21 protein-coding genes are annotated in these 20,349 nt (G+C 42.4%); 20 read left to right on the forward strand and 1 reads right to left on the reverse strand.

Going from position 1 to position 20,349, the window contains the following annotated elements; translation table 11 throughout:
• Window positions 1-262: 262 nt before the first annotated feature.
• From queA to secF, 5 genes are all read left to right on the forward strand, one after another.
• A complete protein-coding gene (gene queA, locus VCA1004_RS02620) occupies window positions 263-1,312 on the forward strand; it encodes a tRNA preQ1(34) S-adenosylmethionine ribosyltransferase-isomerase QueA (RefSeq protein ID WP_086982286.1) in 1,050 nt (349 codons plus the stop codon).
• A gap of 183 nt (window positions 1,313-1,495) precedes the next feature.
• Window positions 1,496-2,647, forward strand: coding sequence for a tRNA guanosine(34) transglycosylase Tgt (tgt, locus tag VCA1004_RS02625; RefSeq protein ID WP_086982287.1), 1,152 nt, complete (start codon window positions 1,496-1,498; stop codon window positions 2,645-2,647).
• Between the two features lie 99 nt (window positions 2,648-2,746).
• Window positions 2,747-3,082 carry a preprotein translocase subunit YajC gene (gene yajC / locus VCA1004_RS02630; protein WP_086982288.1) on the forward strand — a complete coding sequence of 112 codons (336 nt, stop codon included), beginning with the start codon at window positions 2,747-2,749 and terminating at the stop codon, window positions 3,080-3,082.
• A 38-nt stretch (window positions 3,083-3,120) separates the two neighbouring features.
• Window positions 3,121-4,971, forward strand: a complete 1,851-nt coding sequence (gene secD / locus VCA1004_RS02635) for a protein translocase subunit SecD (protein WP_086982289.1) — start codon at window positions 3,121-3,123, stop codon at window positions 4,969-4,971.
• A 9-nt stretch (window positions 4,972-4,980) separates the two neighbouring features.
• A complete protein-coding gene (secF, locus tag VCA1004_RS02640; RefSeq protein ID WP_086982290.1) occupies window positions 4,981-5,931 on the forward strand; it encodes a protein translocase subunit SecF in 951 nt (316 codons plus the stop codon).
• A gap of 256 nt (window positions 5,932-6,187) precedes the next feature.
• Here the strand turns inward: secF and suhB are convergent, their stop codons facing one another.
• The gene (gene suhB / locus VCA1004_RS02645; protein WP_086982291.1) at window positions 6,188-6,991 is read right to left on the reverse strand and encodes an inositol-1-monophosphatase; all 804 of its coding nucleotides are present in this window, start codon (window positions 6,989-6,991) and stop codon (window positions 6,188-6,190) included.
• Between the two features lie 178 nt (window positions 6,992-7,169).
• Here suhB and trmJ point away from each other — a divergent pair, with 178 nt between their 5' ends.
• From trmJ to ispG, 15 genes are all read left to right on the forward strand, one after another.
• On the forward strand, window positions 7,170-7,910 hold the full coding sequence (gene trmJ, locus VCA1004_RS02650; protein ID WP_086984611.1) for a tRNA (cytosine(32)/uridine(32)-2'-O)-methyltransferase TrmJ: 741 nt from the start codon (window positions 7,170-7,172) through the stop codon (window positions 7,908-7,910).
• Window positions 7,911-8,001: 91 nt separating this feature from the next.
• A complete protein-coding gene (gene iscR / locus VCA1004_RS02655) occupies window positions 8,002-8,526 on the forward strand; it encodes a Fe-S cluster assembly transcriptional regulator IscR (RefSeq protein ID WP_086982292.1) in 525 nt (174 codons plus the stop codon).
• Window positions 8,527-8,560: 34 nt separating this feature from the next.
• Window positions 8,561-9,775 carry an IscS subfamily cysteine desulfurase gene (locus tag VCA1004_RS02660; protein ID WP_086982293.1) on the forward strand — a complete coding sequence of 405 codons (1,215 nt, stop codon included), beginning with the start codon at window positions 8,561-8,563 and terminating at the stop codon, window positions 9,773-9,775.
• Between the two features lie 34 nt (window positions 9,776-9,809).
• Entirely contained in the window at window positions 9,810-10,190 is a 381-nt protein-coding gene (gene iscU, locus VCA1004_RS02665; protein ID WP_086982294.1) for a Fe-S cluster assembly scaffold IscU, read from the forward strand.
• A 115-nt stretch (window positions 10,191-10,305) separates the two neighbouring features.
• Window positions 10,306-10,629, forward strand: coding sequence for an iron-sulfur cluster assembly protein IscA (gene iscA / locus VCA1004_RS02670; RefSeq protein WP_086982295.1), 324 nt, complete (start codon window positions 10,306-10,308; stop codon window positions 10,627-10,629).
• A gap of 112 nt (window positions 10,630-10,741) precedes the next feature.
• Complete coding sequence (gene hscB, locus VCA1004_RS02675) at window positions 10,742-11,257, forward strand: co-chaperone HscB (RefSeq protein ID WP_086982296.1); 516 nt, start codon at window positions 10,742-10,744, stop codon at window positions 11,255-11,257.
• A 65-nt stretch (window positions 11,258-11,322) separates the two neighbouring features.
• Entirely contained in the window at window positions 11,323-13,176 is a 1,854-nt protein-coding gene (gene hscA / locus VCA1004_RS02680) for a Fe-S protein assembly chaperone HscA (protein ID WP_086982297.1), read from the forward strand.
• An 86-nt stretch (window positions 13,177-13,262) separates the two neighbouring features.
• Window positions 13,263-13,601, forward strand: a complete 339-nt coding sequence (gene fdx / locus VCA1004_RS02685; RefSeq protein WP_086982298.1) for an ISC system 2Fe-2S type ferredoxin — start codon at window positions 13,263-13,265, stop codon at window positions 13,599-13,601.
• Between the two features lie 83 nt (window positions 13,602-13,684).
• Window positions 13,685-13,882, forward strand: coding sequence for a Fe-S cluster assembly protein IscX (iscX, locus tag VCA1004_RS02690; protein ID WP_086982299.1), 198 nt, complete (start codon window positions 13,685-13,687; stop codon window positions 13,880-13,882).
• Window positions 13,883-14,318: 436 nt separating this feature from the next.
• The gene (gene pepB / locus VCA1004_RS02695) at window positions 14,319-15,611 is read left to right on the forward strand and encodes an aminopeptidase PepB (RefSeq protein ID WP_086982300.1); all 1,293 of its coding nucleotides are present in this window, start codon (window positions 14,319-14,321) and stop codon (window positions 15,609-15,611) included.
• A 59-nt stretch (window positions 15,612-15,670) separates the two neighbouring features.
• Window positions 15,671-16,099, forward strand: a complete 429-nt coding sequence (gene ndk / locus VCA1004_RS02700) for a nucleoside-diphosphate kinase (RefSeq protein ID WP_086982301.1) — start codon at window positions 15,671-15,673, stop codon at window positions 16,097-16,099.
• Between the two features lie 160 nt (window positions 16,100-16,259).
• A complete protein-coding gene (locus VCA1004_RS02705; RefSeq protein ID WP_086982302.1) occupies window positions 16,260-17,378 on the forward strand; it encodes a bifunctional tRNA (adenosine(37)-C2)-methyltransferase TrmG/ribosomal RNA large subunit methyltransferase RlmN in 1,119 nt (372 codons plus the stop codon).
• Between the two features lie 51 nt (window positions 17,379-17,429).
• Window positions 17,430-18,182 (forward strand): type IV pilus biogenesis/stability protein PilW, encoded by a 753-nt coding sequence (pilW, locus tag VCA1004_RS02710; protein WP_232012635.1) that lies wholly within the window; start codon window positions 17,430-17,432, stop codon window positions 18,180-18,182.
• The gene (gene rodZ, locus VCA1004_RS02715; RefSeq protein WP_086982304.1) at window positions 18,172-19,191 is read left to right on the forward strand and encodes a cytoskeleton protein RodZ; all 1,020 of its coding nucleotides are present in this window, start codon (window positions 18,172-18,174) and stop codon (window positions 19,189-19,191) included. The genes pilW and rodZ overlap by 11 nt, the downstream gene beginning before the upstream one ends.
• A gap of 7 nt (window positions 19,192-19,198) precedes the next feature.
• Entirely contained in the window at window positions 19,199-20,320 is a 1,122-nt protein-coding gene (gene ispG / locus VCA1004_RS02720; RefSeq protein WP_164520814.1) for a flavodoxin-dependent (E)-4-hydroxy-3-methylbut-2-enyl-diphosphate synthase, read from the forward strand.
• Window positions 20,321-20,349 lie beyond the last annotated feature (29 nt).

A 20,349-nucleotide genomic window follows, 5' to 3' on the forward strand; every position in this document is an offset into this window, starting at 1 on the left:
AAAGCGAAATAAGCCGATAATCCTTGTCGAAAAAGCGATTATCTTCAATTTGTGATCTTTCTACGACTCACGAGTCAATGCTTTGAAATGGAAGACTGCTAAGTGGCCGAGCTCACATCGTCTTGCGACATTTAAAACATTGGCAAGCATAGTCGAAGGTTTACTTTGATCCAACTGCAATCAAACTCTATACTAGCGCTTGTTTTCTAGACCGCTAGTCTTCAAGTTGAATAATAGTTTAGCATTAACAAAGTGACCCTTCATGCAAGTATCTGATTTTGATTTCGAACTTCCTGATGAGCTGATTGCTCGTTATCCTCAACCTCAACGTACCGCGAGTCGTTTATTACAATTAAATGGTAACAGTGGCGAGTTAAATGACGGTAAATTTACCGATGTACTGGATTTAGTTCAGCCGGGTGACTTAATTGTTTTTAATAATACTCGTGTTATTCCTGCACGCGTGTTTGGACGCAAAGAATCAGGCGGTAAAATTGAAGTATTAGTGGAACGTGTGGTCGATGAACACACAATTTTGGCGCATGTTCGAGCATCTAAATCGCCAAAACCTGGCAATACTTTGTTTTTAGGCGAGAATGATGAATTTAAAGCACAAATGGTGGCGCGTCATGATGCCCTGTTTGAGATTCGCTTTGACGATGACATGGGGGTATTTGATATTTTAAATCAAATTGGCCACATGCCATTGCCACCTTATATCGACCGACCTGATGAAGAAGCGGATAAAGAGCGTTACCAAACGGTTTACAACAAAAAACCTGGGGCTGTAGCGGCGCCAACCGCTGGTTTGCATTTTGATAATGAACTTTTAGCGCAAATCAAAGCCAAAGGGGTTGAATTTGCTTATGTCACCTTGCATGTAGGCGCTGGGACTTTCCAGCCGGTACGCGTTGATGATATTCAAGAGCACCACATGCATTCTGAATATGTTGAAGTACCTCAAGAGGTTGTGGATGCGATTGCCGCCACGAAAGCTCGTGGTGGTCGAATCATTGCTGTCGGTACTACCTCGGTTCGTTCATTAGAAAGCGCGGCGCAAGATGCTCAACAAAAGGGCACACAATTGGCTCCCTTTTTTGGTGATACCGAAATCTTCATCTACCCAGGTTATGAATACCAGTTGGTGGATGTCTTGATCACCAACTTCCACCTGCCAGAGTCGACACTAATTATGTTAGTGAGTGCTTTTGCCGGTTATGAGCATGTGATGAATGCTTATCAGCATGCTGTACAACAACAATATCGCTTCTTTAGTTATGGCGATGCGATGTTTGTAACGAAAAAGCAGTAATGGGTATCTAGTTCCTAGTTTCTAGGAAAAGACGAAAAGCTCGCTGTTTGTCGTTATCACATCGATATATTGAGTTAAGTAATAAATTGTTAGCGCGTAACTTTCTAGGGACTAGTCACTAGGGTCTAGAAACCTAAGCGCTTTTATATCGTTGGACTGTTTATCCGACATTTTGGAGGCTTCGTGAAATACGAACTAATTAAAAAAGACGGCGTAGCTCGTCGTGGACGCTTAACGTTTAAACGTGGCACAGTAGAAACACCAGCATTCATGCCAGTAGGGACTTACGGTACCGTAAAAGGCATGACCCCAGAAGAAGTAAAAGATACTGGGGCGGAAATTTTACTGGGCAACACGTTCCATTTATGGCTACGCCCTGGTCAAGAGATCATGAAGCTGCATGGTGACTTACATGATTTTATGAACTGGCAAGGTCCTATTTTGACCGATTCAGGCGGCTTCCAAGTATTTAGCCTTGGTGATATTCGTAAGATCACAGAAGAAGGGGTGCATTTTCGCAACCCAGTAAATGGCGATAAAATTTTCATGGACGCAGAAAAGTCGATGGAAATTCAAAAGGATCTTGGCTCTGACATCGTGATGATTTTCGATGAATGTACGCCATACCCTGCGACGCATGAAGAAGCGCGTAAATCGATGGAAATGTCATTACGTTGGGCACAGCGCAGCCGTGATCATTTCGATAAATTAGAAAACCCGAATGCTTTATTTGGTATTGTTCAGGGTGGTGTTTACGGTGATCTGCGTGATGTATCGGTAAAAGGGTTAACCGAAATCGGTTTTGATGGTTACGCCGTAGGTGGTTTAGCTGTGGGTGAGCCGAAAGAAGATATGCACCACATGCTTGAGCATACTTGTCCACAACTACCAGAAGACAAACCTCGTTACTTAATGGGGGTTGGCAAACCGGAAGATTTAGTTGAAGGTGTACGTCGCGGAATTGATATGTTCGATTGCGTTATGCCGACTCGAAATGCACGTAATGGCCATCTTTTTGTGACTGGTGGCGTGATTAAAATTCGTAACGCTTCGCATAAAACAGATACCTCTGCACTCGATCCTGAATGTGATTGTTACACTTGTAAAAACTATTCAAAATCGTATTTGCATCATCTTGATCGTTGTAATGAGATTTTAGGTGCGCGTTTAAATACGATTCATAACCTTCGTTACTATCAACGTTTAATGGCAGCGATTCGTCTTGCTATTGATGAAGATCGTTTTGATGAATTTGTACAAGAGTTCTATGCACGACGTGATCGTGAAGTACCGCCTTTGCAAAAAGAAGTACGAATGAGTGATTTATCACAATAAATTATTCTTTTTAATCGGTTAACTTATTCTTAACCTTGAAAAGGTTAAGAATAAACCCAATTTACTACGCAATTATTTATAGAAAAAGGAAATGTTTTAATGAGTTTATTTATTTCTCAAGCACATGCGTCTGCGTCTGGAGCACCTGCTGGTGGTGGCATGGAAATGTTTATCATGTTGGGTATGTTTGCACTGATCTTTTATTTCATGATCTATCGCCCACAAGCGAAACGCGTAAAAGAGCATAAAAACCTAATGGCTTCAATGTCTAAAGGTGATGAAGTGCTTACCAGTGGTGGTCTTATTGGTAAAATCGTTAAGATCTCGGAAGATAATAGCTACATCCTTCTAGCATTAAATGAAAACAATGAAGTAACAATCAAAAAAGATTTCGTTACTGCTGTGTTGCCGAAAGGAACAATTAAATCTCTTTAATTATAGTTAGTTAGCTATAAAAGCTAAGGATGCTCGCTGTGCTAAACCGTTACCCTTTATGGAAGTATCTGATGGTGGCTGCAGTCATCTTAATCAGTGCGCTATATGCTCTTCCAAATATTTACGGTGAAGATCCTGCGGTACAAATCACTGGGGCGCGAGGCGCCTCAGTTGATATGTCGACTTTGGATTCTATCAATACCGTATTAAAAGAAAAAAACATTGAAACTCAATCTGTTGCATTAGAAAACGGTTCAGTCCTCGTTCGTTTTAAAGATACAGATACCCAACTTTCTGCTCGTGACATTATCAACCAAACCATGGGTCAAGATTTTGTTGTGGCATTAAACCTCGCTCCTGCAACACCGAGCTGGCTAGACGCTATCGGTGCTACTCCAATGAAACTTGGTCTTGATTTACGCGGCGGTGTTCACTTCTTAATGGAAGTGGATATGGATGCGGCGATGGAAAAATTAATTGGCCAACAAGAAGAATCTTTCCGTAGTGATCTTCGAGATGAGCGTATTCGTTATCGTGCGATTCGTCCTTCAGGCAAAGACGCAGTTGAAGTGGTACTTCGTAATGAAGAACAACGTGAACAAGCGAAAAAGATTTTGTCAGATAAACATCGTGACATGGTCTTCACCAACGGTAATAACAACGCTCTCATTGCTAAGTTTAATGAAGCACGTTTACTTGAAATCCGTAATTATGCGGTAGAGCAAAACATCACGATTTTACGTAACCGTGTTAATGAATTGGGGGTTGCTGAACCTTTAGTTCAACGTCAAGGTGCAAGCCGCATTGTGGTGGAGCTGCCGGGTGTACAAGATACTGCTCGCGCGAAAGAAATTTTAGGTGCGACTGCAACCTTAGAGTTTCGTGAAGTCGACGATAAAGCAGATTTAGCGGCCGCGGCTGCAGGGCGTGTTCCTGCTGGTAGCGAAGTGAAGTTTGATAAAGATGGTCGTCCTGCGGTACTGAAAAAACGAGTGATTCTTGGTGGTTCAAGTATTACAGATGCAAGCTCAAGTACTGATGAATATGGTCGCCCACAAGTTAACATCTCGCTAGACAGCGAAGGTGGAAATAAAATGTCTGATTTCTCAAAGAAAAATATTGGGAAATTAATGGCGACAGTGTTCACTGAGTATAAAGATAGCGGTAAACGTACGCCGGAAGGCAAAGTGATTTTAACTCAGCATGAAGAAGTGATTAACCAAGCAACGATTCAATCTGCGCTAGGTCGTAGCTTCCGTATTACTGGTATTGACTCACAAGCTGAAGCACATAACCTCGCATTGTTGCTACGCGCAGGGGCGTTAATTGCACCGATTTCCATTGTGGAAGAGCGTACGATTGGACCATCAATGGGGCAACAAAACATCGATAAAGGTATCCAAGCGTGTATTTGGGGCTTAGTGGCTGTAATGCTGTTTACCTTAATTTACTATCGCCGCTTTGGTTTGATTGCCAACATGGCATTGATGTCGAACTTGGTATTGATTATCGGGATCATGTCGTTAATTCCTGGTGCGACGATGACCTTGCCTGGTATTGCCGGTATTGTCTTGACCGTCGGGATGGCTGTCGATGCGAACGTATTGATTTTTGAAAGGATACGTGAAGAGCTTAAAGAAGGACGCAGTCCTCAACAAGCGATCCATCAAGGTTATGCTAATGCCTTTAGTACCATTGCCGATGCCAATATTACCACCCTTATCACAGCGATTATTTTGTTTGCAGTGGGAACAGGGGCTATCAAAGGCTTTGCAGTGACATTATCGATTGGTATTTTAACCTCAATGTTTACAGCCATCATTGGCACACGTTGTGTGGTCAACCTAATGTACGGTGGTAAGCGCAACATTAAGAAATTGTCGATCTAAGGAAAAGTTATGTTTCAAATATTGAAAGCAGACAAAGCGATCGACTTTATGCGTTGGTCTAAATTTGCCTTCGTTTTATCAGGATTAATGATCGCAGCTTCTTTATTCTCCATTTCAACCAAATGGTTTAATTGGGGGTTAGATTTTACCGGTGGTACTTTAATTGAGGTGACGTTTGAGCACCCCGCTAATTTACCGGTATTACGTGAAGCGTTAGCACAAGATGGGTTTGCTGATGCAACCATTCAAAACTTTGGCTCTGCACAAGATGTGATGGTGCGTATGCGCCCACGTGAAGGAACCAAAGGGGAAACCATTGGTAATCAGGTGCTTGAATCTTTAAAGCAAGCTTCTGGTGATCAAGTTGAATTAAAACGTATCGAATTTGTAGGGCCGAATGTTGGTGATGAGCTGGCTGAAGCGGGTGGTCTTGCGATTTTGATCTCTTTACTTTGTATTTTGATGTACGTGTCCATGCGTTTTGAATGGCGTTTATCGGCTGGGGCAGTAATGTCTTTGGCTCATGACGTCACCATTACACTGGGTATTTTTTCATTTTTACAAATTGAGATTGATTTAACGATCATTGCTGCGCTACTGACTGTGGTTGGTTACTCACTCAACGATACCATCGTAGTGTTTGACCGAATTCGTGAAAACTTCCGTAAGATGCGTAATAGTGAACCAAGAGACATCATGAACAGTTCGATTACTCAAACGCTAAGCCGTACCTTGATTACTTCAGGTACAACACTTTTCGTTGTAATTGCTCTATTTACTCAAGGTGGCGCTAATATTCATGGCTTCGCATTAGCCTTGTTGTTGGGTATTACCGTTGGTACTTACTCATCGATCTACGTGGCATCTGCGGTTGCCTTACGCTTTGGTTTGACTCGTGAGCACTTAATGCCAACACAAGTTGAAAAAGAAGGCGCGGATCAAGATCCTATGATGCCTTAATTTAGGCGGATCTATCACGATAATACAGGAAGGCTTTGAATTTCGGTTCAAAGCCTTTTTTATCGTCTCTCGAAAGCTCGAAAGCTCGAAAGCTCGAAAGCTCGAAAGCTCGAAAGCTCGAAAGGAAGCATAAGTATATTTGAAGCGAGCGCTTACAAAGGCATACTTTCTCGAGCAACAAGCAACGAGCAACAAAAAAGCGCCCGCTGAGGTCATCTCAGCGGGCGCTTTATTATTTTATAAGCTAGATAAGTGCTTACTTCATCATGCCTTCGTTAGCGTGTTCACGAACGTGTTTAAGAATGCTCTTTACACCACGTGCACTTGAAGCGACAAGATTACCTGAAGCTAGGTAGTTAGTACCGCCTGCAAAGTCAGTTAAAATTGCACCAGCTTCACGAGCGATCAATTCACCCGCTGCGATATCCCATGGTTTTAAACCAAGCTCGAAGAAGCCATCTACACGACCAGCCGCTAGGTAACATAAATCAAGAGCAGCAGAACCAGTGCGACGGAAATCAGCACACTCAGTAAATAAACCGCCAACGATTTTGATATAGCTTTCAGAATGTTGTTTTTGTTTAAATGGGAAGCCAGTGGCTAAGATTGCGCCATTTAAATCTTTGATAGGGTTAATGCGAAGACGGGCATTGTTTAATTGAGCACCAGAACCGCGTTGAGCCGTGAATAACTCGTTACGAATAGGATCGTAAACACAGGCTACTTCAGTCTTACCGCGCATACGAACAGCGATAGAAATAGAGAAGTGAGGGAAGCCTTTCATGAAGTTAGTGGTGCCATCCAGTGGGTCAATGATCCATTGTACGTCAGTATCTTTACCTTCAACAGAGCCACCTTCTTCACCAACGATGCAGTGTTCAGGGTAAGACTTTTTGATGGTATCGATAATCAGTAATTCTGCTTCTTTGTCGATATTAGTGACAAAGTCGTTCTGACCTTTTTGAGTTGATTCAATCTTGTCAGTATTTTCTAATGATTTTGCAATATGGTTGCCAGCTACACGTGCAGCACGAATAGCGATATTTAGCATAGGATGCATATAATTTTCCCAACGGATGTTAAAGAACGAAAAAGCGGCGTGCAGTATACCAGAGTTTCTTTAAATGAAAAGCGTCTATTTTTTGCTCATTCACAATGCTCGCAATTAGCGGGAGATTATTTCATGTTAAGAGTGTGATATTATCGTCAACAATTTTTACACCATGATGAAGATGGCAATGTTAGATAATATCAAAGTAATTTTAGTTGGTACCTCTCACTCGGGGAACATAGGTTCAGCAGCAAGAGCAATGAAAGTGATGGGATTGACAGAATTAGTGCTCGTGTCACCTCAATGTGAAGTGGATGATCAAACATTATCATTAGCATCTGGTGCGGGTGATGTGGCTGAAAATGCTCTAATCGTCGATACATTAGATGAAGCCATTGCAGATTGTGTACTGGTGGTAGGCTCAAGCGCGCGCTCTCGAACACTCGAATGGCCAATGCTAGAGCCAAGAGAATGTGGCCGTAAGTTTATTCAACATGCTCAACAAGGCAAGGTCGCACTGGTTTTTGGTCGTGAAAGAACCGGGCTTACCAATGAAGAATTACAAAAATGTCATTATCATGTTTGTATCCCTGCCAATCCACAATACAGTTCACTGAATTTAGCCATGGCTGTCCAAACGCTGAGTTATGAAATTCGTATGGCTTGGCTTGAGCAACAAGCGGCTCAATACCCAGCAGCGGTAATCGAAGAGTATCCACGCCATAAAGAGTTGGAATTATTTTATCAGCACCTTGAAAATGTGATCTTGAAGACCCAGTTTATCTCCCAAGATAAACCGAACTTAGTCATGAATAAGCTCAGACGATTATTCAGTCGTACTCGCCCTGAAACACAAGAATTAAACATGTTACGTGGTATATTAACGTCCGTTGAAAAATCATTAGCCGAGCAGAATAACAAAGATTGAATACCTGACTATTTTAGTCAAATAAATACTTGACCGTTTTAGTATGGTATGAAATCATAGTGCCCACAAACTTACTGTGGGTACGGGCAATATGAGACTGACATCAAAAGGAAGATATGCGGTAACAGCAATGTTGGATGTGGCGCTACATTCAAGTCAAGGACCTGTTCCGTTAGCCGATATTTCAGAACGCCAAGGGATTTCTTTATCTTACTTGGAGCAACTTTTTTCACGACTTCGTAAAGCGGGCCTAGTGGCGAGTGTACGTGGTCCTGGTGGCGGATACCGTTTAGGTGTTAACGCCAGCGAAATTGCAGTTGGCACTGTGATTGCCGCAGTGGATGAATCTGTTGATGCAACAAAATGCCAAGGTAAAGGCGACTGTCAAGGTGGTGTTCGCTGCTTAACACACACTTTATGGCATGATTTAAGCGCTCGCATCAGTGAGTTCTTAGATGGCATTACTCTTGGAGAGCTGATGTTAAATAGTGAAGTTCTTGATATATCAGAGCGCCAGAATATAGAACTAGTAGTGAATAACAGCTTTGGTAATAATAATTACGCATCAGACAATCATGATAAAGCTGACACTGTTGGTATGAATGCTCGCTCGTAATGGTGAGCCTAAAGTTTTCACATTGGAGTAAAGAATGAAACTGCCTATTTATTTTGACTATTCTGCAACATGTCCAGTAGATCCACGTGTTGCTGAGAAAATGGTTCAATTTATGACGATGGACGGCACCTTTGGTAACCCTGCGTCTCGATCGCACCGTTTTGGTTGGCAAGCCGAAGAAGCAGTTGATCATGCTCGTGAGCAAATTGCTGATATTTTAAATGCCGATCCACGTGAAATCGTCTTTACTTCAGGCGCCACAGAGTCAGATAACCTTGCGATTAAAGGGGTGGCTCATTTCTACGGAAAACAAGGCAAGCACATCATCACTTGTAAAACCGAGCATAAAGCCGTGCTCGACCCTTGCCGCCAACTTGAGCGTGAAGGTTATGAGGTGACCTATCTTGAGCCTGAAAGTAATGGACTTATTGATTTAGAAAAATTCAAGGCAGCATTGCGTGACGATACCGTGTTAGTGTCCATCATGCATGTCAACAATGAAATTGGTGTTATTCAAGATATTGCTGCACTGGGTGAGCTATGTCGTGCTAACAAAACCGTTTTCCATGTCGATGCGGCTCAATCTGCGGGTAAATTACCGATTGATACGCAAGCATTGAAAGTCGATCTTATCTCATTATCGGCACATAAAATTTATGGCCCTAAAGGGATTGGCGCACTTTACGTTCGTCGTAAACCACGTATTCGCCTAGAAGCGCAAATGCACGGTGGTGGTCATGAGCGTGGCTTCCGTTCAGGGACTTTACCAACGCACCAAATCGTAGGTATGGGTGAAGCGTTTGCGATTGCTAAACAAGACATGCAAAAAGATTATGACCACGCATTAGCCTTGCGTAATCGTCTATTAGACGGTCTAAAAGATATGGAAGCGGTGACCATCAATGGTGATTTAGAACAGCGCTTACCAAACAACTTAAACGTAAGTTTTGCCTTTGTAGAAGGTGAATCTTTATTAATGGCATTGAAAGATTTAGCGGTATCTTCTGGTTCAGCCTGTACATCAGCGAGCCTTGAGCCATCCTATGTTTTACGTGCATTAGGCTTAGATGACGAGTTAGCTCATAGCTCTGTTCGCTTCTCATTTGGCCGTTTTACTACGGAAGAAGAAGTGGATTACGCTGTTGAGCAAATTCGTGTTGCAGTAGATAAACTCCGTGATATGTCACCGTTATGGGACATGTACAAAGAAGGGATTGATTTGAACACTGTTGAGTGGGCACATCACTAATCTCAGGGACGTTGAGGATTCGAGGTAAAATATTATGGCTTATAGCGAAAAAGTAATCGATCATTATGAGAACCCACGTAACGTTGGTTCTTTTGATAAAGAAGATCCTAGCATTGGTAGTGGTATGGTTGGTGCTCCGGCTTGTGGTGACGTAATGAAACTGCAGATCAAAGTATCACCAGAAGGTATCATTGAAGATGCTAAATTTAAAACTTACGGTTGCGGCTCTGCAATTGCTTCAAGTTCACTGGTGACAGAATGGGTGAAAGGCAAAAGCTTAGATGAAGCAGCTTCAATTAAAAATGCTGAGATTGCGGAAGAATTAGCCTTACCACCGGTGAAGGTGCACTGTTCAATTTTAGCGGAAGATGCGATTAAAGCCGCCGTATCCGATTATAAGAAAAAACATCAATAATCATCATGTTGTTAGGGAAGGGCGACCTTCCCTGCACTCATGAAAGTACTTCTCGTTTTCACCTTAATTTATAGTACTTTCTCTGTAAATTTATAGATAGACACAAGGTTGCAGTATGGCCATCACCATGACAGACGCGGCAGCAAATCGCGTAAAAACTTTCTTAGAAAACCGAGGTAAAGGCATTGGCCTTCGCTTAGGTGTAAGAACAACCGGTTGTTCTGGTATGGCATATGTCCTTGAGTTTGTTGATCAATTAAACGAAGAAGATCAGATTTTTGAACATGATGGCGTCAAAGTCATTATTGATCCTAAAAGTCTGGTGTACTTAGATGGTACAGAGCTGGATTTTGCCAAAGAAGGCTTAAATGAAGGCTTTAAATTTAATAACCCAAATGTGAAAGGCGAATGTGGTTGTGGCGAAAGCTTCAACGTATAATGCATCACATTGGGTAAGATGGCACTCTTAAAGGGTGCCATTGCTATTTTAAGACGTTGGTGATGTCTCTTTAATCGATATTATTGACCCCTATTGAGCACAAGTTATCACTATGAATTATTTTGAATTATTTGGCTTGGCAAACCAGTTTGAGCTGGATAATGCTGCTCTATCTGACACTTTTCGTGATCTACAGCGTCGTTTCCATCCTGATAAATTTGCTTCTGCTTCCGAGCGCGATCGTCTGATGGCGGTACAAAAAGCCGCTGAAATTAACGATGCCTATCAAATTTTAAAATCACCTATATCTCGTGCTGAATATCTATTGGTTTTACAAGGTGTGGATATTCGTGATGAGCAGCAGACCATGAATGATCCTATGTTCTTAATGGAACAAATGGAGTTACGCGAAGAAGTGGAAGAAATTGCTCACTCAGCGGACCCTGAAAGTGCCTTGTTTGAATTTGATGGCAAAGTTCAGAAAATGTATCAACAACATTTGGATCAATTACAATCTCAATTACAAGATAATCATTGGGATGAGGCGGCGAATAGCGTAAGAAAGCTCAAGTTTGTCAATAAATTAAGATATGAAATTGAGCAACTAGAAGACAAGTTGCTTGGTTAATAACTCGAAAACAAGGCAAGACAAGATTGCTGATTTTGAGAGTGAAGATAAAAGGATAGTTTCAAATTATGTTACTTCAGATTGCAGAACCTGGCCAAAGTGCCGCGCCTCATCAACATAAATTTGCTGTGGGTATCGACTTAGGTACCACTAATTCTCTTGTGGCGGCAGTAAGAAGTGGTAGCTGTTCACCGCTGGTCGATGAAAATCAAAAAGCCATTCTACCTTCTGTTGTTCATTACTCGTCTGAAGGCATATTAGTGGGCCATGAGGCGAAAGCTCGTGCTCAACAAGATCCTAAAAATACCATTAGTTCTGCAAAGCGCTTGATTGGTCGTTCGCTACAAGATGTTCAAACTCGTTATGTTGATCTGCCTTATCAATTTCAAGCCAGTGACAATGCGCTGCCGTTGATTCAAACACCAACAGGTTTAGTCAACCCGATTCAAGTATCAAGTGAGATCCTCAAAGCCTTGGCGCAACGTGCTGAAACAACCTTAGGCCACGAACTTGAAGGGGTAGTGATTACCGTTCCGGCTTATTTTGATGATGCGCAACGTGCTGGTACGAAAGATGCTGCCGAGCTTGCGGGCCTTAAAGTGCTTCGTTTACTCAATGAGCCAACCGCAGCAGCCATTGCGTACGGGTTAGACTCAGGTCAAGAAGGGGTGATTGCTGTCTACGACTTAGGTGGCGGTACTTTTGATATTTCTATTTTGCGTTTATCTAAGGGCGTATTTGAAGTGTTAGCCACTGGTGGCGATTCAGCGCTCGGCGGTGATGACTTTGATGATTTATTAGTTGGTTACTTTAAGCAACAAGTTGGCCAAACTGACAAACTGACGGCGGAGCAACACCGAGTATTAGTGGATGCTGCAACCCAAGCCAAAATAGGTCTATCGGATCAGAGCCAAGTAGATGTCGAAGTGCTCGGTCAAACCGTAACGCTGACTCGTCAACAATTTGATGACTTGATTACTCCATTGGTGAAGAAAACCTTGCTGTCGTGTCGCCGCGCTTTAAAAGATGCGGATGTGATGCCAGATCAAGTTAATGAAGTCGTAATGGTTGGGGGGTCAACCCGCACGCCATTAGTACGTACTTTAGTCGGTGAATTCTTTGGTCGCACACCATTAACCAGCATTAACCCAGATGAAGTGGTGGCGATTGGTGCCGGTATTCAAGCGGATATTTTAGTCGGCAATAAGCCAGATTCTGACATGTTATTGTTGGATGTGATCCCGTTATCGCTTGGCATTGAAACTATGGGCGGCTTGGTTGAAAAGATCATTCCTCGCAACACCACTATTCCAGTAGCGCGAGCACAAGAGTTTACCACTTTTAAAGATGGTCAAACGGCCATGTTAGTACACGTGGTACAAGGTGAGCGTGAAATGGTCGATGATTGTCGTTCTCTTGCACGCTTTACCTTACATGGCATTCCGCCAATGAAAGCGGGAGCGGCGCATATTCGTGTGACTTATCAAGTTGATGCAGACGGTTTATTGTCTGTTACGGCAATGGAGAAAAGCACCGGTGTTCAAGCTGATATTCAAGTAAAACCTTCTTATGGTTTAAGTGATACTGAAATTGCCGACATGTTGAAGTCGTCTATGACTTACGCCAAAGAAGATATGCAAGCACGAGCGTTAGCTGAGCAAAAAGTGGAAGCGGACCGAGTGATTGAAGGTTTACTGGTTGCACTTCAAGAGAATGGTGAGCAACTCTTGAGCCATGATGAATATAAAGCGATTGAAGAATCATTAAGAACCTTGATTGAGCTGCGTAATGGAACGGACGCTGATGCGATTGAACAAGGTATAAAAGACACGGATAAAGCTAGCCAAGAATTTGCATCACGCCGTATGGATGTTTCCATTCGCGCAGCATTGGCAGGTCAATCGGTCGATAATATTTAACAAAGAATTACTCTCAGCCTTGCTGAAAATACACACAAATTTGAGCAAATTATACTCATAGTGGCCCTGTTTAAGTAGGATGGAATATGCCAAAGATTATTGTATTACCTCATGAAGATTTATGCCCAGAGGGCGCTGTGCTTGAGGCTGAAACTGGTGAATCAGTATTAGATGTGGCACTAAAAAATGGTATCGGTATTGAGCATGCGTGTGAAAAATCGTGTGCATGTACGACATGCCATGTGATTATCCGAGAAGGCTTTGATTCTTTAGAAGAAAGTGAAGAGCTAGAAGACGATATGCTAGACAAAGCATGGGGCTTAGAGCCAGAGTCGCGTTTAGGTTGCCAAGCAAAAGTGGCGCATGAAGATCTGGTGGTTGAGATCCCTCGTTATACCATTAACTTAGCGTCAGAAAATCATTAATTTAACACTAGATCATCATTGAGCTAGGATTAAACTACCACCAATTAGCGTGACCTTTTGTCGAAACAACCAGGAGATAGAGTATGGGCTTAAAATGGACAGATTCTCAAGATATTGCGATTGAATTAGCTGAGAAGTTTCCTGACTTAGATCCGCAAACCGTACGTTTCACCGATATGCATCAATGGATCACGGAACTGGATGAATTTGATGATGAGCCTAATCGTTCTAACGAAAAAATATTAGAAGCGATTTTACTCTGTTGGTTGGATGAAATTTAATCGTTAATCAGAGCATCATTATTAGTAATGATTCAAGTGATTGAAATAAATAATAAAGGCCTCTTCGGGGGCTTTTATTTTGTCTTTTATTTAGGCGATTAATGATGGAGTGTTTAATCAACCTCAGCGGCGGATAATTAAAAGTCACTCAATACAGCGCTTTTATCCGCCGTTGAGTAATCATTGAGCAGATAAGTATAAGCTCACAAGTTATTGAGTTTATCGTGGTACTTGTCGCAAGAGGCTTTATGATATAGCTTAGTTTTAACAAAGTTTCGTAGATTGTATTAACAACTCTTTATCGATTGCTTTGATAAAGTTTATAGAGGGTTGTGGTCAGTTTTGAACCCAGACGCTCTTATTTCAAATAATGACAGCCTAGAGTGTTTCATATCGTCAATTATTGTGCGTCTAGACATTTAGGTAAGGAGTAAAAATGTCAACATCTATGTCCGTGACAATTTCTCGTGAAGCCGCCCAGTCTCAATGGGGCGAAAATGCACTGCTTTCTTTTTCAACTGAAGGGGCCATTATCCATCTCAGCAGCCCTTCTTCTGATATCGTACAACGCGCTGCTCGTAAATTAGATGCTCAAGGGATTAAATCGGTTGAGCTCAACGGTGAAGGTTGGGATCTCGAGTTAATTTGGTCGTTTATCCAAGGATTCCGTTCATCGAAAAAAGGCAATATCGTCACTTGGTCTGCGTTAGAACCAGCCGAGCAAACCGAACTTGAAGCTCGAGTGAAAGTCACGGATTGGGTTCGTGACATCATCAATAAAAGCGCTGAAGAAGTCGCACCTCGTCAATTGGCCACTATGGCGGGTGAGTTTATTAAATCGATTGCTCCAGAAGGGTCGGTTTCTTACAAAATCGTCAAAGATAAAGATCTGCTAACGGAAGGTTGGGAAGGTATTTACGCGGTAGGGCGTGGCTCTGAACGCACTTCAGCAATGCTGCAATTAGACTTTAACCCAACCGGTGATGCTGATGCTCCTGTGTATGCCTGTTTGGTAGGTAAAGGAATTACGTTTGATTCTGGCGGTTATAGCATTAAGCCTTCTGGTTTTATGGACTCAATGAAAGCGGATATGGGCGGTTCAGGTACCATCACAGGTGGTCTTGCATTAGCGATTGCTCGCGGACTAAACAAACGCGTAAAACTGATTTTATGCTGTGCAGAGAATATGATTTCAGGCCGCGCATTGAAATTGGGTGACATCATTACCTATAAAAATGGCAAAACCGTTGAAGTCATGAATACTGATGCGGAAGGCCGTTTAGTACTGGCTGATGGCTTGATGTATGCCAGTGAACACAAACCAAAATTGATCATCGACTGCGCCACTTTAACTGGGGCGGCGAAAAATGCCTTAGGTAATGATTATCACGCGCTATTAAGCTTTGATAATAAATTGGCACAAAAAGCATTAAAAAGCGCAGAGCAAGAATCTGAAGGGCTGTGGCAACTACCTTTAGCAGAGTTCCATCGCAATATGCTGCCATCGAACTTTGCTGATATGTCGAATATTTCTAATGGAAGTTATAACCCAGGAGCCAGTACCGCGGCTGCTTTCTTGTCTTATTTTGTCGAAGATTACAAAAAAGGTTGGTTACACTTTGACTGCTCGGGCACTTATCGTAAAACATCAAGCGACAAGTGGTCAGCGGGTGCGACAGGCATGGGAGTGAGAACCTTAGCGCGCATTTTGATCGATCAAGCAAAATAATAATGGAATAGGGAGCGTCATGGCTCCCTTTAAATAATAACAATATCAAAGGATAGAACATGGGTTTAGAAAGAACATTTTCAATCATCAAGCCGGATGCGGTGCAACGTAATTTAGTTGGGGCGATTTACCAACGTATAGAGCAAGCTGGCTTAACTATCGTTGCAGCAAAAATGGTGCACTTAACCGCAGAGCAAGCCACAGGATTTTATGCTGAACATCAAGGCAAACCTTTTTTTGAACCATTAAAAGAATTCATGATTTCTGGGCCGATCATGGTGCAAGTTTTAGAAGGTGATAATGCAATTGCTCGTTATCGTGAATTAATGGGAAAAACCAACCCAGAAGAAGCAGCGTGCGGAACCTTACGTGCTGATTATGCTTTAAGCATGCGTCATAATTCGGTTCATGGCTCAGATAGTCCAGAATCGGCGGCGCGTGAAATTGAATTCTTTTTCCCTGAATCGGAAATCTTTGAACGTTCATAATGATAGAACTGTGATGAAAAGTTCTTCCGCTATAATTAAGAGGCTGACGTGGCCTCTTTTTTTGTTCTTGTAGCGGTGCTGGCTCGAACAAACCTTGTTGTCAATGTATAAAGCCTGTACAATTCGCGCCCTTAATTATTGTTCCATTAGTGAGAAAACCATGACCATGACAAAAGTAAATCTGCTGGATTTTGACCGCAAAGGTCTCCGCCAGTTTTTTACCGAAGAACTGAACGAGAAAGCATTTCGTGCCGATCAGATCATGAAGTGGATCTACCATTTTGGTTGTGATGATTTCTCCAAAATGAATAACATCAATAAAGCCCTAAGAGCCAAATTAGAGGCGCGCTGTGAAATTCGTGCCCCTTATGTCTCGGAAGCACAGCATTCTAGTGATGGCACCATTAAATGGGCGATGCGCGTAGGCGATCAAGACGTTGAAACGGTATACATTCCTGATGAAGACCGAGCGACCTTATGTGTCTCTTCTCAAGTGGGTTGTGCTTTAGAATGTAAATTTTGTTCAACCGCTCAACAAGGTTTTAACCGTAACTTAAAAGTATCGGAAATTATTGGTCAGGTGTGGCGTGCTGCTCGTGAAATCGGTTTGCAAAAAGAAACCGGTCGTCGTCCGATCACCAACGTGGTGATGATGGGCATGGGCGAACCATTGTTGAACATGAAAAACTTGATCCCTGCATTAGAAATCATGCTGGATGATTTAGGTTTTGGTCTATCAAAACGTCGTGTCACAGTTTCAACCTCAGGTGTGGTTTCTGGGTTAGATCAAATGACGGGCAATATTGATGTGGCATTAGCGATTTCATTGCATGCACCGAATGATGAGCTGCGTAGTCAAATCATGCCGATTAACGATCGTTGGGATATCCAAGATTTTCTGGGTTCCGTTCGTCGCTATATCGCCTCTTCTAATGCCAACCGCGGTAAGGTTACGGTCGAATACGTGTTACTTGATCATGTTAATGATGATATGGAACATGCTAGGCAGCTCGCAGAGTTGTTAAAAGATACCCCTGCAAAAATTAATTTAATTCCATTTAACCCGTATCCTGGGTCACCATATAACAAGCCAAGTAACTCTCGTATTGATCGCTTTATGAAAACATTAATGCAATACGATTATACGGTTACGGTACGTAAAACTCGTGGTGATGATATCGATGCAGCATGTGGTCAGCTGGTTGGAGATGTGATCGACCGAACAAAACGTACAAAACAAAAGCAGCAAGGGGAACCAATCCCAGTAAAAGCTATCTGATAGACATGACATTGGTTCCTGCATCGAAAGAGGCGGTATCCAATGTTGTCGATAAAAAATAGAGTTTGCATTTTAGTGGTTAGTTTCTTAACCGGTTGTGTTACAGTGACCGACAAGCCAAACACTGCTAAATTTGATAATATAAAAGCGTCGGAAGCCAGAATCTCATTAGGATTGGGATATTTGGAAGAAGGCAATATGGTAAAAGCTCGTGAAAATCTAGAGACGGCGGTGAAATATGCGCCAACTTATTATCGAGCTTTAAATTCCATCGCTTATTATTACCAAAGAGTGGGCGAAAATAAATTAGCCGAACAGGCGTACCAAGAAGCATTGGATAGCTCTCCTAAAAATGGAGATGTATTGAATAACTACGGTGCCTTTTTGTGTCGTCAAGGCGAGTATAAAAAAGCGGATGAATATTTTAACCGCGCGATAGAGCAACCTTATTATTATTTAGTGGCCGCCAGTTATGAAAATGCTGGATTATGTGCATTAAAAAGTGGTGATAAGGAGAAAGCAGAAAACTACTTTTCTCGCGCTCTTGATCATGATCCCGGTAGAGCTCGATCATTGTTACAGATGGCTGAGTTAGAAATAGAAAAGGACGAGTTTTCGCATGCCAGGATCCGACTATTACAATTTAATCAGAGATATGGATACCGTCCTACTAGCTTGGATTTATTAATAAAACTAGAACATAAAGCCAATAATCCTGAGTTAGTGTCTAAGTATGGCAACATACTGAAAACCAAATATCCAGACTCTGTCCAATATCAGAAGTACAGACAGAATGAGTACTGAAAATAACGAAACCGATCCAAAAGTTGAAGTGAATACGACGCTTCCTGGTGAGATGCTGCGTCAACGTCGTCTTGAGTTAGGGCTTAGCCAGAAAGACATTGCTGAGAAATTACGCTTAAAAGTGTCTGTCATTGAGAGCATAGAAACGAATCAATTTGATAATCATCATGTAGCCACCTTTATACGTGGCTATTTTCGATCTTATGCCAAGATGGTCGGGATTAAAGAAAAAGACATTCTTATTGCATTAGAACAATCTGGTCGTGGGCAGCATAAAGAGCAGCCAATGCACAGTTTCTCTAAAAAAACAGAGAGAAAACAACATGATAACCGTATCATGAACCTCACTTGGGGGATTTTGGTTATCATTCTTGGGATCTCATCGGTTTGGTGGTGGCAAAATCATCAACAAGACACCTTATCGCCATCTTCTCTTTCTTCGGAGCATGATGCGACCAATTCAACGGTGAATGATGATTTTCAATCGATAGAGGCGACGGCGTCATCAGCTGAGACTGCAACGATTGAGTCAGCACCAACGAGCTCAATGACAACAGATTCTAATGACCAGGCGGCCACGGCAGTTGATTCAGAATCAGCGGTTAGTGACGCAACACCAAGCTTAGCGTCGAATCAAAGTGATCAAGAGAACGAGCTTGCCTCGACAACGAATGCTGACTCATCTAATGTGACCTCACTGTCGACTACAGCAAATGAAGCTTCCTCCACAGAAAGTGAAGCCATCGCACAAATAACCCAACAACAAACCAACAACAATGAACTGTCTATGCAATTTAAAGATGATTGCTGGATTCAAGTTAAAGACAGTTCAGGTAAAGTGTTATCGATTGGGTTAAAAAAAGCGGGCCAGTCTTTAACCCTGTCAGGGCAAATGCCTTATTCCATCATCTTAGGCGCGCCGGAAGGCGTCTCTATTACTTTAGCCGATGAACCTGTTGACCTTTCTAGGTATACTGCAGGTAAAGTGGCTCGATTGACATTACCGTAGAATTATTATGCAACACGAATCTCCTATAAAGCGTCGTAAATCGACTCGAATTTATGTTGGCAATGTGCCGATTGGCGACGGCGCTCCAATTGCTGTTCAATCTATGACCAATACTCGTACCACCGATGTGGAAGCGACGGTCGCTCAAATTAAATCGCTTGAGAAAGTGGGCGCTGATATCGTACGCGTATCGGTACCAACGATGGATGCCGCAGAGGCGTTTAAACAAATTAAGCAACAAGTCGCCATTCCTTTAGTCGCTGATATTCATTTTGACTATCGTATAGCCCTGAAAGTGGCGGAATACGGCGTCGATTGTTTGCGTATTAACCCAGGAAATATCGGTAATGAAGCGCGCATTCGCTCCGTTGTGGACTGTGCACGAGACAATAATATTCCTATTCGAATTGGTGTGAATGGCGGCTCGCTAGAAAAAGACATTCAACAAAAATACGGTGAGCCGACGGCTGCTGCGTTAGTTGAGTCAGCAATGCGTCACGTCGATATTCTTGACCGTTTGAACTTCGATCAATTTAAAGTCAGTGTCAAAGCGTCTGACGTATTTTTAGCGGTAGACTCTTATCGTCTATTAGCACAAAAAATTGATCAGCCTTTACACCTTGGGATCACGGAAGCCGGCGGAGCTCGCGCTGGAGCCGTGAAATCAGCGGTCGGACTAGGTATGCTACTGGCTGAAGGCATTGGTGATACTTTACGTATTTCTTTAGCGGCGAATCCAGTTGAGGAAATTAAAGTTGGCTTTGATATCTTAAAATCTTTACGTATCCGTTCTCGTGGTATCAATTTCATCGCTTGTCCAACCTGTTCACGTCAAGAGTTTGATGTGATTGGGACAGTGAATGCTTTAGAAGAGCGTTTAGAAGATATTATTACGCCAATGGATGTCTCTATTATTGGTTGTGTCGTGAATGGCCCGGGTGAAGCGGAAGTGTCACACATGGGTATTGCTGGTGGTAACAAGAAAAGTGCTTTTTATGAAGACGGTAAACGTCAAAAAGAGCGTTTTGATAATGATAATGTTATCGACCAATTAGAAGCCAAAATTCGCGCTAAAGCGTCGATGTTAGACAGTAAAAATCGCATTGATATCAGCCACATCGATAAATAATTAACTCTACAATTTGAACGGTATAGACT

The organism is Vibrio aphrogenes (assembly GCF_002157735.2).
Taxonomy (GTDB): Bacteria; Pseudomonadota; Gammaproteobacteria; order Enterobacterales; family Vibrionaceae; genus Vibrio; species Vibrio aphrogenes.

Excerpts from the sequence above, each read along its gene's own strand:
- queA (WP_086982286.1), top strand. The coding sequence starts at position 263 with ATGCAAGTATCTGATTTTGATTTCGAACTTCCTGATGAGCTGATTGCT.
- yajC (WP_086982288.1), top strand. The coding sequence starts at position 2,747 with ATGAGTTTATTTATTTCTCAAGCACATGCGTCTGCGTCTGGAGCACCT.
- secF (WP_086982290.1), top strand. The coding sequence starts at position 4,981 with ATGTTTCAAATATTGAAAGCAGACAAAGCGATCGACTTTATGCGTTGG.
- suhB (WP_086982291.1), bottom strand. The coding sequence starts at position 6,991 with ATGCATCCTATGCTAAATATCGCTATTCGTGCTGCACGTGTAGCTGGC.
- trmJ (WP_086984611.1), top strand. The coding sequence starts at position 7,170 with ATGTTAGATAATATCAAAGTAATTTTAGTTGGTACCTCTCACTCGGGG.
- iscR (WP_086982292.1), top strand. The coding sequence starts at position 8,002 with ATGAGACTGACATCAAAAGGAAGATATGCGGTAACAGCAATGTTGGAT.
- VCA1004_RS02660 (WP_086982293.1), top strand. The coding sequence starts at position 8,561 with ATGAAACTGCCTATTTATTTTGACTATTCTGCAACATGTCCAGTAGAT.
- iscU (WP_086982294.1), top strand. The coding sequence starts at position 9,810 with ATGGCTTATAGCGAAAAAGTAATCGATCATTATGAGAACCCACGTAAC.
- iscA (WP_086982295.1), top strand. The coding sequence starts at position 10,306 with ATGGCCATCACCATGACAGACGCGGCAGCAAATCGCGTAAAAACTTTC.
- hscB (WP_086982296.1), top strand. The coding sequence starts at position 10,742 with ATGAATTATTTTGAATTATTTGGCTTGGCAAACCAGTTTGAGCTGGAT.
- fdx (WP_086982298.1), top strand. The coding sequence starts at position 13,263 with ATGCCAAAGATTATTGTATTACCTCATGAAGATTTATGCCCAGAGGGC.
- iscX (WP_086982299.1), top strand. The coding sequence starts at position 13,685 with ATGGGCTTAAAATGGACAGATTCTCAAGATATTGCGATTGAATTAGCT.
- pepB (WP_086982300.1), top strand. The coding sequence starts at position 14,319 with ATGTCAACATCTATGTCCGTGACAATTTCTCGTGAAGCCGCCCAGTCT.
- ndk (WP_086982301.1), top strand. The coding sequence starts at position 15,671 with ATGGGTTTAGAAAGAACATTTTCAATCATCAAGCCGGATGCGGTGCAA.
- VCA1004_RS02705 (WP_086982302.1), top strand. The coding sequence starts at position 16,260 with ATGACCATGACAAAAGTAAATCTGCTGGATTTTGACCGCAAAGGTCTC.
- rodZ (WP_086982304.1), top strand. The coding sequence starts at position 18,172 with ATGAGTACTGAAAATAACGAAACCGATCCAAAAGTTGAAGTGAATACG.
- ispG (WP_164520814.1), top strand. The coding sequence starts at position 19,199 with ATGCAACACGAATCTCCTATAAAGCGTCGTAAATCGACTCGAATTTAT.